This is a genomic window from Streptomyces sp. NPDC048142 (genome assembly GCF_043202835.1).
Taxonomy (GTDB): Bacteria; Actinomycetota; Actinomycetes; order Streptomycetales; family Streptomycetaceae; genus Streptomyces.
The window spans coordinates 116,574-129,069 of sequence record NZ_JBIDBC010000024.1; the positions used below are offsets into that span (position 1 = coordinate 116,574).

The window sequence follows — 12,496 nt, forward strand, 5'->3', positions numbered from 1 at the left end:
TCTCAGTCCCACAGTCCCTGGATCCGCAGGATGCCCGCCACCAGGCACATCACGGAGCCGATCGACAGCAGCACGATGACGCCCTTGGGCATCCCCTGCTTCACGAAGGAGTAGACGCCGCCGGCCAGGAAGAGGCCGACGACGATCAGGATGGTGTTGAGGCCGGTCACAGGGCGCCCTTCGTGGAGGGCAGGATTCCGGCGGCGCGCGGGTCGTGCTCGGCGGCGTAGCGCAGGGCGCGGGCGAGCGCCTTGAACTGGCACTCGACGATGTGGTGGGCGTTGCGCCCGTACGGCACGTGGATGTGCAGGGCGATCTGCGCCTGCGCGACGAAGGACTCGAAGATGTGCCTGGTCATCGTCGTGTCGTACGTGCCGATCATCGGCGCCATCTTCTCGGGCTCGGTGTGCACGAGGTAGGGGCGGCCGGAGAGGTCGACGGTGACCTGGGCGAGCGACTCGTCCAGCGGGACGGTGCAGTTGCCGAAGCGGTAGATGCCGACCTTGTCGCCGAGGGCCTGCTTGAAGGCGGCGCCGAGCGCGAGGGCGGTGTCCTCGATGGTGTGGTGGGTGTCGATGTGCAGGTCGCCGTCGGTCTTGACCGTGAGGTCGAAGAGTCCGTGGCGGCCGAGCTGGTCGAGCATGTGGTCGTAGAAGCCGACCCCGGTGGCGACATCGACCTTTCCGGTGCCGTCGAGGTTGATCTCGACCAGCACGGACGTTTCCTTCGTGGTGCGTTCCACGCGGCCTACGCGGGGGCTCATGCGTCGTGCTCCTTCTTGATTTCGCGTACCGCATCGAGGAACGCGTCGTTCTCTGCCGGGGTTCCCGCGGAGACCCGCAGCCATCCCGGCACGCCGTTGTCCCGGACCAGGACGCCCCGGTCGAGGATCTGCTGCCAGACGGCGTGGCTGTCGTCGAAGCGGCCGAACTGGACGAAGTTGGCGTCCGAGTCGGTGACCTCGTAGCCGGTGGCGCGCAGCTCGGCCACCAGCCGGTCGCGCTCGCTCTTGAGCTGTGCGACGTATCCGAGCAGCGTATCGGTGTGCTCCAGGGCGGCGAGCGCGGTGGCCTGGGTGACGGAGGAGAGGTGGTACGGCAGCCGCACCAGCTGGACCGCGTCGACCACGGCCGGGTCGGCGGCGAGGTAGCCGAGGCGGAGCCCGGCGGCGCCGAACGCCTTGGACATGGTCCGGGAGAGGACCAGGTTGCGGCGGCCCTCGATCAGTGGGAGCAGCGAGGGGTGGTGGCTGAACTCGCCGTAGGCCTCGTCGACGACGACCATCGAGGGTCCGGCGGCCTGCGCGGCGTCGTACAGGGCGAGGACGGTCTCCGCGTCGACGGCGGTGCCGGTGGGGTTGTTGGGCGAGGTGATGAAGACGACCTCGGGGTGCTGCCGGGCGATGGCGGCGCGGGCGGCGTCCACGTCGATGGTGAAGTCCTCGTTGCGCGGTCCGGAGATCCAGCCGGTGCCGGTGCCCCGGGAGATCAGGGCGTGCATGGAGTACGAGGGTTCGAAGCCGATCGCGGTGCGGCCGGGCCCGCCGAAGGTCTGGAGCAGCTGCTGGAGGACCTCGTTGGAGCCGTTGGCGGCCCATACGTTGGCCACCGTCACCTGGTGGCCGGCGGTGCGGCTCAGGTAGCGGGCCAGCTCGGTGCGGAGTTCGACGGCGTCCCGGTCGGGGTAGCGGTTGAGGCCGCGGGCGGCCTCGCGGACCCGCTCGGCGATCCGGTCGACCAGCGCTTCGGGGAGCGGGTAGGGGTTCTCGTTGGTGTTGAGCCGTACGGGGACGTCGAGCTGGGGGGCTCCGTACGGGGACTGGCCGCGGAGTTCGTCGCGGATGGGGAGCTCGTCCCAGGGGTTGCGGGCGGGGAGCCCGTCCGCGAGGTCTCCGGCGTTGCGGGTGGTGCTGGCGTCTCTCACCGCTGCGGAACCTTCCAGCCGAACCGTGCCTTGAGCGCTGCGCCGTGGGCGGGGAGGTCCTCCGCCTCGGCGAGGGTCACGACGTGGTGGGTGACCTCGGCGAGCGCGTCGCGGCTGTAGTCGACGATGTGGATGCCCCGCAGGAAGGACTGCACGGACAGGCCCGAGGAGTGGCAGGCGCAGCCGCCGGTGGGCAGGACGTGGTTGGAGCCGGCGCAGTAGTCGCCGAGCGAGACGGGCGAGAAGGGGCCGACGAAGATCGCTCCGGCGTTGCGGACCCGGCCGGCGACGGCGGCGGCGTCGGCGGTCTGGATCTCCAGGTGCTCGGCGCCGTAGGCGTCGACGACCTTGAGTCCGTCCTCGATGGAGGAGACCAGGACGACGGCGGACTGGCGGCCGGCCAGGGCGGGCTCGATGCGGTCCTTGACGTGCTTGGAGGCGGCGACCTGGGGGGTCAGCTCGGCCTCGGTCGCGGTGGCCAGTTCCTCGGAGTCGGTGACCAGGACGGCGGCGGCCATCGGGTCGTGCTCGGCCTGGCTGATCAGGTCGGCGGCCACGTGCGCCGGGTCGGCGGTGGCGTCGGCGAGGATCGCGATCTCGGTGGGCCCGGCCTCGGCGTCGATGCCGATGCGGCCCTTGAGGAGGCGCTTGGCGGCGGCGACGTAGATGTTGCCGGGGCCGGTGACCAGGTTGACCGGGAGGCAGTCCTCGGTGCCGTACGCGAACATCGCGACGGCCTGCGAGCCGCCGGCCGCGTACACCTCGTCGATGCCGAGCAGGGCGCAGGCGGCGAGGATCGTGGGGTGCGGCAGCCCGCCGAAGTCCTTCTGCGGCGGGGAGGCGACGGCGATGCCCTCGACGCCCGCCTCCTGGGCGGGGACGACGTTCATCACGACGGAGGAGGGGTAGACCGAGCGGCCGCCGGGGACGTAGAGCCCGACGCGCTCGACGGGCACCCACTTCTCGGTGACGGTGCCGCCGGGGACGACCTGGGTGGTGTGTGTGGTGCGGCGCTGCTCGCGGTGGACGAGGCGGGCGCGGCGGATTGACTCCTCCAGAGCCGCCCGGACGGCCGGGTCCAGCTCCTGCAGGGCGCGGGAGAGGGCGTCGGCGGGCACCCGGACCGACTCGATCCGGACACCGTCGAGTTTCTCCCCCCACTCGATCACTGCCGCGGAGCCACGATGGCGCACGTCCTCGCAGATGGGCCGCACCGTCTCCAGGGCGGCTTCCACGTCGAACTCGGCACGGGGCAGCAGGTCGCGCAGGGCGGCGCCCTCGGGGAGGGCGTCACCGCGCAGATCGATTCGAGAGATCACACGGCAATTCTCTCAGACCGGTCCGGGCGGCCGGTCGCCCGTATCACTGGCTGATACCGATCGCCCGCATCACTGGCCGATACGCGTCTCGGCCATGTCCGGCTGTCACTGCTGACCGCTAGCTTTCACAGCGTCACACAGAGGGAAGAACAGCACTACAGCATGGATGCACGGAGGGAGCGGCCGTGACCGAGCCGCACGAAGGCGACATCCCGGACGGCCTCAGCGCAGCGGAGCTGGGCATGTGGCAGTCCTTCCGCAACGGGACCACCTACGACTTACGCAGCTACGACACGACCCGCAACGACCCGTTCGCCCCGCAGGCGTGGGGGCCCGAGCGGAGCGTCGGCGCGCGCACGGTGGCGCGGCTGCTGCTGAGCGGCCCGCCCGCCCGGCCCGGCCGGGTGGCGGCGCTGAAGCTCCGGGGGGTGCGGATCACCGGGAAGCTGGATCTGGCGGGCGGCCGGGTGGCTCCGTACGTGGAGCTGACCGGCTGCCGCTTCGAGCAGGAGGTGGTGCTCCCCGAGTGCCACTTCACGACACTGCGGCTGGTGGGCTGCGCGCTGCCCCGGCTGGAGGCGGCGCGGCTGCACACGGAGGGCGATCTGCATCTGCCGCGCTGCCGGATCGACCGGGGGATCCGGCTGACCGACGCCCAGATCGGCACGGATCTCCTGATCAACCAGCTCAGTGTCGGCCCGGACCGGCAGGGGCGGGCCGTCGTCGGGGACGGTATGACGGTCGCGCAGGACCTCCAGGCCGAGATGATCGAGACGCTCGGCGAGCTGAGCCTGCGCGGGGCGAAGGTGGGCGGTTCGCTGAGCCTGCGCGGCAGCCGGCTGCGCGCCGCGGAGGACCGTCGCGCGCTGAACGCCCCGCAGCTGACGGTGGAGCGCACGCTCTACATGACCGAGGCGTGGGTGAGCGTCGACACGGGGAACCTGGGCACCACTCCCCCGTACGGCGTGGTCTACGCCCCGACCCCGGCGCGTGGCACCCGCTCGCAGATCTTCGAGTGCCGGGGCGGGGTGCGCCTGGACGACGGGCGGTTCGGGGACGCGGTGGACCTGCACGGGGCCCGGTTCACCATGACCCGCCAGGAGGAGCTGTCGCTGCGCCGGATCGTGACGCCGGAGCTGCGGTTCAACGCGGAGCGCCCGGAGGAGGGCCGGGTCGTCCTGAACGGCGCGAAGGTGGTCACCCTGATCGACCTGTCGACGAGCTGGCCGGGCCCCGGCGGCCTCGCGATGGGCGGCTTCGTCTACGAGAACCTCGTCCCCTACGGCCACTTCCCGCTCTCCCGACGCCTGGAGTGGGTGCAGGCGGCGACCCCGGAGTACGTCCCCGAGCCGTACGAGCGGCTCGCGGCGGTGATGCGCAGCTGCGGCGAGGACGCGGACGCGCGCGAGGTGCTGCTCGCCAAGCAGCGCCGCCGCCGTGAGACGTTGCCGCCCGCCGCGAAGGCCTGGGGGTACCTCCAGGACTGGGCGGTGGCGTACGGCTACCGGCCGGGGCGTGCGGCGGTGTGGATGGCGGTGCTGTGGGCGGCCGGCACGGCGGCCTTCGCGCGGTACGACCCGGCGGCGATCAATAGCGAGGACTCCCCGCTGTGGAATCCCGCCCTGTACGCACTGGATCTGCTGATCCCGGTGATCAACCTCGGTCAGGACGGCTACTGGCGGATGGAGGGCGGCTGGCAGTGGGCGGCGGCCGGTCTGGTGCTGGTGGGGTGGATTCTGGCCACCACCGTGGCAGCGGGGGCGTCCCGGATGCTGCGCAGGGGCTGACTCCGGGAGCGCCTCGGACCCTCCGCAGGGGCACCACGGCCGGAAAGGCACCACGGATGGACGAGCGCCACGGCCGGATAAGCGCCACGGATGGATGAGATCAAGCCACCGGAGGGCATTTCCTTTGCCCTTTCTTGACCCGGTCCGGTACAACCCCTCCACTCGGCACAGAAGCTTCACAGCACATCTCTGGCGCGGCTCTCACCAGCGCTTTTCAATGGTCCGCACCATGGCTTTCCTTCGCGCTCTGCTCAGTACCGCGCGCATGATCCGGCACAGCCCTCCACGGTCCGCCGGACTGTCCGCGGATGACGCGGTGCTGCTCGACGCCCCCGACGAGCGGCTCTCCCCCGCGCTGGTCGCCGCTGCCCTGGGCGACCACGAGCCGGCCGCGAAGCTGCTCGCCACCACCCGGGACGCCGCCGAATGGGAGATCCGGGACCGCTACCTCGGCCGGCTGGTCACCTTCGCCCGCAGCCGGGACGGCTGGCTCGACGCGTGGCTGGCCGCAGCCCCGCGCGATCCGGACGCGCTGCTGGTCAAGGTGGAGCTGACGGTCCGCCGGGCCTGGGAGTCGCCCGCCCGCGCGGAACGGCTCCGCGAGGTCGGCCCGCTGATCACCGCCGCCGCCGACGCGGATCCGCGTGACCCCGTGCCGTGGCGGCTCGCCCTGGACCACGCACGCGGCACCCACGCCACGCACACCGCCTTCGAGTCGCTGTGGGAGCAGGCCGTACGGCGCTCCGCGCACCACTACGGCTGCCATGTGGCGGCACTGCGCTACCTCTCCGCCGCCTGGTACGGCTCGCACCGCGAGTGCTTCGACTTCGCCGAGCGGGCCGCCCAGGACGCGCCGCCCGACTCCCTGGTGCAGGCCCTGCCGGTCCGGGCGGCCTTCGCGCTGCTCCTGGACACCCAGGCGGCGGGCCGGACCACCTCCGTACTGGAGGAGCGGATCGACGCGGCGTCCGACCTGGCGATCAGGCTCTCCGCCGCCTACCGGCCCGGCGACCCGTGGCCTGCCGAGGTCCGCAATCTCCTCGCGTACGTCCTGGTCGCCCGGGGCCGCTGGGCGGAGGCGCTGCACCAGTTCACCCTGATCGGCCTGCACGCGACGTCGTTCCCGTGGTCGTCGGTGTCCGAGGACGCGCTCGGCCGGTTTCTGGACGCGCGGGACGGCGCACGGCTCCGGGCGGCCTCCCTGACCCCGTTCCGCGACCGGGCCGACCACAGTGGCCCCCGGGGCCATTACGCTTGAGCGTTGTGACCACCGCCCGCCTTCCCCTTTTCCCGCTCAACGCGGTGCTGTTCCCCGGCCTGGTGCTGCCGCTCAACGTCTTCGAAGAGCGATATCGCGCCATGATGCGGGAGCTGCTGAAGAGCGACGAGGACGAACCTCGCCGCTTCGTCGTGGTCGCGATCCGCGACGGCCGCGAGATCGCCCCGACGGCCACCGGCATGCCGGACACCGTCGCGGCGGCCCCTCCCGCCGAGCGCGCCCCGGCGGAGGGCTTCGGACCCGACCCGATCCAGACCTTCCACCCGGTCGGCTGCGTCGCCGACGCGGCGACGATCCGCGAGCGCGCCGACGGCAGCTTCGAGGTCCTGGCCACCGGGACCACCCGGGTCAGGCTGCTGTCCGTCGAGGCGAGCGGCCCGTATCTGACCGCCGAAGTCGAGGACCTGGCCGAGGAACCGCCCGGTGAGAACGAGGGCGACGAGGCGGGAGCGCTCGCCGAGGGCGTCCTGCGGGCCTTCCGCGCCTACCAGAAGCGGCTGGCCGGAGCGAGCGAACGCTCGCTGGCGACCGGCGCCGACCTGCCCGACGACCCGTCGGTGATCTCGTATCTGGTCGCGGCGGCCACGGTTCTGGACGTCCCCACCAAGCAGCGCCTGCTCCAGGCCCCGGACACCGCGACCCGGCTGCGCGAGGAGCTGACGCTGCTGCGCAAGGAGACCGCGGTCATCCGGCACCTGCCCTCGCTGCCCGCGACGGACCTGACCCGCGCCCCCACCCACCCCAACTGAACGAGGACCCCTCCCGGTGGCGAAGAAGCCGAAGAAGCAGTCGGGCGGCACCCCCGCCACGGTCGCCCTGACCACGGCGGGCACCGCCTTCACGGTCCACGCCTACGACCACGACCCGGGCTCCCCGTCCTACGGCGAGGAGGCCGCGAACGCCCTGGGCGTCTCCCCCGACCGGGTGTTCAAGACCCTGGTGGCGGACGTGGACGGCGATCTGACGGTCGCGGTGGTCCCGGTCGCGGGCTCCCTGGACCTCAAGGCGCTGGCGGCCGCGGTGGGCGGCAAACGTGCCGCGATGGCGGACCCGGCCGCCGCGGAACGCACCACGGGCTATGTACGCGGCGGCATCTCCCCGCTGGGCCAGCGCAAGCGCCTGCGTACGGTGCTGGACGCGTCGGCGCGCGCCCACGCGACGATCTGCGTGTCGGCGGGCCGACGTGGCCTGGAGGTCGAGCTGGCGGCGACGGACCTGGCGGAACTGACGGGAGCGACGTTCGCGGAGATCGCGCGGGGCGCGTAAGTCACCCACTCCCGGGGCCGGGCCCCTGGAACCGGCCCCTCCGGCGTCCGAGGAACGGGGGGAGCCCCGGTTTCGGGAACAGCCCGCCGCAGCCGGCTAGGCCGTCCCACCCCCCGCAGGCGGGCCGGAAGACCCCGGCCCCGCCAGAGGCCCCTGCCCCGCCCCCGGTCCCGCCGGCGGCGCCTGCCCCGGCCCCCCGTAGTACTCCGCATACCCCGGCCAGTCCGGTTCGACATCCCGCGGCCCGAACGCCGCCGTGAGCAACAGATGGATCCCCATCGCCGCGAACGGCCACGCCAGCACCGCCGCCAGCACCGCGTGCAGCTCCAGCGGAGCGTCGAACGTCACGCCCTGGCCGGCCTCCCGGGCCCGCGCCACCACGTCGGACGACGGTCCCAGCCAGACGCCGAGCCGCCACGCCAGCAGCGAGGCGAGCAGCGATCCCAGCGCCAGCCCCACGACCACGAGGATGCCCCCGCGGCGCAGCCGCCAGAAGACGGCGGCGGCCGAGAGCGCACCGAAGCCGATGGCCAGCAGGACGAACGTTCCGTCCGCACCGATCGCCTCCTCGCCCTCGCTGTTCTTCAGGAAGACGGCCGTGTCGTCGGAGACCAGCGGAACACGCGGCGCGAGCCACAGCCACACCAGCCCGAGCGCGATGCCCGCAAGCGTGACCAGGAGGACGACGACGGCGGCCTGACCGAGCTCCGTGGCCGTGTCCGGGTCGTCCGGCGCGCCCGAGGAGGACACGAAGTGGGAGCCCGAGGGCGGGGCCTGCCACGGATCGTGGGGGCCTGGCTGGTGAGGCGGCGTCAGAGGTGCGGTCACCGTGCCATCGTGCCAGGCCACCTTGTGAGGCGCCTCATCGGATACCGCACCCGTGCTCGGCGGCCCCGGCGGACCCGGGGCGCGGCCCTACGGCGGCGCGCCGGGTCCGGGCGCTACCGTACGGCGGCGCGCCGGTACGCCCACGTCGCCACGGCCAGCGAGAGAACCCCCACCGCCGCGCAGATCGCGAGGAAGAACGCGATGATCCCCCAGTCCGGGCGGGCGTCGAAGGACCGGGCCAGCGCCTCGACCCCGTACGTCGAGGGCAGCAGGTCACGCGCCCACCCCACCGGCTCCGGCAGCCGGTCGGCCGGCAGCACCCCGAGCAGCAGGGCCGCTGACATCCCCAGCTGGCCCAGCAGCGTCGCCAGCTCCGGGCGCGGGGCGAGCAGCCCGAGGGCCGCGCCGAGACCGGCCAGGGCGGCCCCGGAGAGCGGGATGACGGCCACCAGGACCCACAGGTGGGTCATCGGCAGTTGGAACAGCACGCTTCCGGTGACCGCGGTGAAGACCGTGCCGGGCACGGTGAAGGAGGCGTACGCGGCGGCCACCCCGAGCACCACAGCGGCGGGCGGCACGGGCAGGGTGGCGTAGTGGTCGAGTCCGCCGCCCGCCCGCAGCTGCCCGAAGTACTGGGCGAGCAGGTTGAGCGCGACGAACGCGACGACCAGGACGCTGGAGCCCGCGACCACCGCGCGGGCCTCCGCGCCGCCGTCCACGACGCCCCGCATCAGGACCATGATCCCGACGGACTGGAAGGTCGCCACGAAGAGCAGCGGGATCCGGGCGACCCGCGCCCGGGAGAGCTGGGCGCGGTAGACGGCGGCCAGCGAGGGCAGCAGCCGGGCGCGCGGTGCGAGGGGCGCGGCGACGGTACGGGCGGAGGCCGTGCCGGAGGGTCCGGGCGTCGGCCGGACACACGACGGTACGGTCCTGCCCGGAATGATGCTCGTCACCTGCGGCCGCTCCCCGTAGACACGTCCAACACGTCCGGCTCGTCCAACCTGTCGAGTACGTCCGCCGCGTTCACGTTCCCCACGCCTCTCCCGCCTCTCACGCCTTCACCAGCCCCTTGGTCGCATTGGCCGCGTCTCCCCCGAGCGCGAGATAGACATCTTCCAGGCTGGGCGTGGCCAGGCTGAAATCGTCGAGCGCGGCGAAGGCCGCGCCGCCCGTCACCGCGGCGACCGCGGCCCGTGCCTCGTCCGGCCCGAGCCGCAGCACCCAGCGCCGCCCGGACTCCAGGGCGGACGGCCGCAGCGCCGCCACCTCGGGGACGTCCAGCGGGGCCCGTTCGCGCCACACCAGCTCGACGCGCACCTCCCCGGCGACCTGTTCCTTGAGCCCGGCGGGGGTGTCGCAGGCGATGACCCGACCGCGTTCGAGGACGGCGACCCGGTCGAGGACGGTCTCGGCCTCGATCACGTTGTGGGTGACCAGCAGGACCGTGGCCCCGCGCTCCGCCCGGCGGCGGTCGACGGCGGCCCAGACGGCGCGGCGGGCGACCGGGTCCATGCCGGTGGTCGGCTCGTCGAGGACCAGGACGGGCCGGTCGCCGACCAGGGTGGCGGCGAAGCAGGCGAGCCGGCGCTGACCGCCGGAGAGCTTCTTCAGGGGCCGTCCGGCGATCGAGGTGAGGCCCAGCTCCTCCAGGACGGCGTCGCGCTCGGCGCGGGCGTCCCGTACCGCCAGGCCGCGCAGCCGTCCGGTGGTCTCGGCGGCGAGCGAGACGGTCAGTTCGTCGAGGGCGGTGGATTCCTGCCCGAGGTAGCCGATCAGCCGGGAGGCCCGCTCGGGGTGGCGTACGAGGTCGTGGCCCAGCACCTCGACGCTGCCGGAGTCGGGCCGCATCAGCCCGGTGAGCTGGCGGACCAGGGTGGACTTGCCGGCGCCGTTGGGGCCGAGCAGTCCGAAGATCTCACCGCGCTCGACGTCCAGGCTGATGCTGTCGGTGGCGCGGACCTCGGGCGTCGCGGGGGTGCCTCGGCGGCCCTTGACGGCGGGATAGGTCTTGACCAGATCGCGCACCGCGCACACGGTGCCGGTGTCCCTCTGCGCCTGTGCAGTGCCCGTACTCACGAGGTACGAGGGTACGGGGTCGGACGCCCCGGTTCGCCTCCGGGGCCATCCGGCGTCACCCCGCGAGGGAGCGGCTACTCCCCCGCCGGTACGTGCTCGGCGGCGGCCCGTACGTCGATCTCCCGCCAGAACCCGGCCCGGATCGCGTAGCGGTCGTGCTCGTCGATCTGGTCGTCCTTGTGGGCGAGGAGCCCGAAGCGGGCCGCGTACCGCAGCAGTTCCCCGTCGATCCGGTGCGGGATGCGCGGGTACATGGTGGAGAGCTTCTGCAGGTGGACGGTTTCCGGCAGGCGCTCCATCCAGCGCCGGGCGAAGACCTGGCCCACCTCGAAGGGGTCGCCGCCGACGGTGGTGATGTCCTCCTCCCGGTCCGCCCAGCGCTGTTCGGCGCTGGTGACCTGGGCGAGGGTCGGCAGGGACGCGGTCTCCGCCGGTTCGCCGAGGGGGCCGCCGCGATCCACCCACCCTTTGTCGGAGGACCAGCGCAGCGTGGCGTTCGCGGGCTGGGGCGGGTGCTGGCGGTCCGGGTGGGTGGCGTGGGCGCGCAGCGCGGCCAGGTCCTTGGGGGTGGGGACGCCCTTGTGGCCGGGGGCGGACTGGGTGTCGGACGAGGGGGCGGGGGCGTTCTCGGCGGGGGCCGGGGGGCGGCCGCCCCTGGCAGCGGCGGCCTGCGCCTCGGAGGCACGTTCGGCGGAGGCCGCGAGGGCCGCCTCGGGCAGCGGTGCGGAGAGGATCGCGGCGATCTCGGGGCGCGGCACGGGCGGCGGGGCGCAGCTGCCGCCGGTGTCCTTGGCGCGTACGGCTTTGGTGATCCAGGCCCGGTCGAGGACCCGTCGTTCGTCGGCCTCGGCGACCAGGTCCTCGGACTGGTTGTAGTCGCCGTCGGCGGCCTGCACGGCCCAGAGGTGGACGGCGACCCCATGTTCCTTGGCGGACATCAGTCCGGGCAGCAGATCGCCGTCGCCGGTCACCAGGACCACATCGGAGCAGGCCCGGTTCCTGGCCAGTTCGGTGAGCTCGGCGTGCATGGCGGCGTCGACGCCCTTCTGCGCCCAGCGTCCGTCGCTGCGGGTCAGGGCGCCCAGCCGTACGGTCACGCGGGGCATCACGCGGAGCCGGCGGTGCTCGGGCTGGGGCACCCGGTCGGGGGCGCCGTCGAACCAGTAGATGCGCAGCAGCGGCTGCTGGGTGTCGGCCTCGGCGCGCTCGCGGAGCCCCTGGATGAGGGCCGCGTGGTCGACGGTGATGCGGGAACGGGCGGGCTCTCCGGCCAGCAGACTCGCGGCTGCGCCCAGCAAGTAGCCGGCGTCCACTAGGACGACGCAACGGTCCACGCGTTCCACCCTCTTCCAGAATTCGGGAACGGTTCAGCGGCCCGCTCCTCGATGACCGGGTCCGCTTACCCAGGGTTTTTTTCGAGTCTGCCCGACCGCGCAGGGGTTATCAGTCGGAACTGGATCATCGGCGTGGCGGATTCGGAAAGGAATGAGGTGAGGAAGAAGGAAACGCGTGGAATCGCCGGGCGGAGGACCGGGCGAGGGCCGGGAATCGGGAGACCCTCTGCGGAAACCGCTACGCACGGTAATGATCCAACATGCGGTGTTTGCGGTGCTATGTGAGTCTGACAGCGGTCCTGGCCCCCCAGGATTCCCCACAGGAGGCATTCACCATGGCCAAGAACAAGAACCGCAAGCAGGGCAGCCAGCACGACCGCGCGTCCGCGTCGGAGCGTAGTGCGGAGCAGGCCAAGTCGACGGCGTACGAGTCGCAGAACCAGCCGCAGGCGCAGGCCCAGGGCAGCCCGTCCGACGTGGCGCGCAAGCATCAGCGACGCTTCGGCCACAACTGACCCGTCGGTCGCTTGCGGCGGAGATTAGGCGTGGAGACGGGGGGAGGGGGGGGGCGCCCCCCCGCGGGCCCCCCCCCCCCCCCGGGGGGGGGGGCGCCCCGCCCGCGGCCCCGCCCCCCGCCCCCCCCCCACAAACCCCCCCCACCCGGGGCCAAAGACCGTTTAA

Annotated in this window: 13 protein-coding genes; 5 read left to right on the forward strand and 8 right to left on the reverse strand. The window is 73.0% G+C overall.

Annotation, left to right across the window (positions count from 1 at the left end):
- Positions 1–2: 2 nt before the first annotated feature.
- Genes ACGF2Y_RS26505 through hisD form a run of 4 tightly spaced genes read right to left on the reverse strand, consistent with a single transcriptional unit; the run spans position 3 to position 3,242 of the window.
- The gene (locus tag ACGF2Y_RS26505; protein WP_167405163.1) at positions 3–170 is read right to left on the reverse strand and encodes a hypothetical protein; all 168 of its coding nucleotides are present in this window, start codon (positions 168–170) and stop codon (positions 3–5) included.
- Entirely contained in the window at positions 167–763 is a 597-nt protein-coding gene (gene hisB / locus ACGF2Y_RS26510; RefSeq protein WP_392952198.1) for an imidazoleglycerol-phosphate dehydratase HisB, read from the reverse strand. Before hisB ends, ACGF2Y_RS26505 begins: the two co-directional genes overlap by 4 nt.
- Complete coding sequence (locus tag ACGF2Y_RS26515; RefSeq protein ID WP_392952200.1) at positions 760–1,923, reverse strand: histidinol-phosphate transaminase; 1,164 nt, start codon at positions 1,921–1,923, stop codon at positions 760–762. The genes hisB and ACGF2Y_RS26515 overlap by 4 nt, the downstream gene beginning before the upstream one ends.
- Positions 1,920–3,242: a histidinol dehydrogenase gene (gene hisD, locus ACGF2Y_RS26520; RefSeq protein ID WP_392952202.1), complete on the reverse strand. Its 1,323-nt coding sequence runs from the start codon at positions 3,240–3,242 to the stop codon at positions 1,920–1,922. The genes ACGF2Y_RS26515 and hisD overlap by 4 nt, the downstream gene beginning before the upstream one ends.
- A 185-nt stretch (positions 3,243–3,427) precedes the next feature.
- Here hisD and ACGF2Y_RS26525 point away from each other — a divergent pair, with 185 nt between their 5' ends.
- From ACGF2Y_RS26525 to ybaK, 4 genes are all read left to right on the forward strand, one after another.
- Positions 3,428–5,029, forward strand: coding sequence for an oxidoreductase (locus ACGF2Y_RS26525; RefSeq protein ID WP_392952205.1), 1,602 nt, complete (start codon positions 3,428–3,430; stop codon positions 5,027–5,029).
- A 217-nt stretch (positions 5,030–5,246) separates the two neighbouring features.
- On the forward strand, positions 5,247–6,287 hold the full coding sequence (locus ACGF2Y_RS26530; RefSeq protein ID WP_392952207.1) for a hypothetical protein: 1,041 nt from the start codon (positions 5,247–5,249) through the stop codon (positions 6,285–6,287).
- Between the two features lie 5 nt (positions 6,288–6,292).
- Complete coding sequence (locus ACGF2Y_RS26535) at positions 6,293–7,057, forward strand: LON peptidase substrate-binding domain-containing protein (protein ID WP_392952209.1); 765 nt, start codon at positions 6,293–6,295, stop codon at positions 7,055–7,057.
- Positions 7,058–7,073: 16 nt separating this feature from the next.
- The gene (gene ybaK / locus ACGF2Y_RS26540; protein WP_392952212.1) at positions 7,074–7,574 is read left to right on the forward strand and encodes a Cys-tRNA(Pro) deacylase; all 501 of its coding nucleotides are present in this window, start codon (positions 7,074–7,076) and stop codon (positions 7,572–7,574) included.
- Positions 7,575–7,670: 96 nt separating this feature from the next.
- On the opposite strand, the gene ACGF2Y_RS26545 is transcribed toward ybaK, so the two are convergent.
- The 4 genes from ACGF2Y_RS26545 to ACGF2Y_RS26560 form a co-directional block, all read right to left on the reverse strand.
- Positions 7,671–8,423, reverse strand: a complete 753-nt coding sequence (locus tag ACGF2Y_RS26545) for an ABC transporter permease (protein WP_392952214.1) — start codon at positions 8,421–8,423, stop codon at positions 7,671–7,673.
- Positions 8,424–8,515: 92 nt separating this feature from the next.
- Positions 8,516–9,358, reverse strand: a complete 843-nt coding sequence (locus ACGF2Y_RS26550; protein WP_392952217.1) for an ABC transporter permease — start codon at positions 9,356–9,358, stop codon at positions 8,516–8,518.
- A gap of 97 nt (positions 9,359–9,455) precedes the next feature.
- On the reverse strand, positions 9,456–10,439 hold the full coding sequence (locus ACGF2Y_RS26555; protein ID WP_392952232.1) for an ABC transporter ATP-binding protein: 984 nt from the start codon (positions 10,437–10,439) through the stop codon (positions 9,456–9,458).
- 116 nt (positions 10,440–10,555) lie between these two features.
- The gene (locus tag ACGF2Y_RS26560; protein WP_392952220.1) at positions 10,556–11,824 is read right to left on the reverse strand and encodes an NYN domain-containing protein; all 1,269 of its coding nucleotides are present in this window, start codon (positions 11,822–11,824) and stop codon (positions 10,556–10,558) included.
- A 326-nt stretch (positions 11,825–12,150) separates the two neighbouring features.
- Here ACGF2Y_RS26560 and ACGF2Y_RS26565 point away from each other — a divergent pair, with 326 nt between their 5' ends.
- A complete protein-coding gene (locus ACGF2Y_RS26565; protein ID WP_018957500.1) occupies positions 12,151–12,330 on the forward strand; it encodes a hypothetical protein in 180 nt (59 codons plus the stop codon).
- Positions 12,331–12,496: the final 166 nt, after the last annotated feature.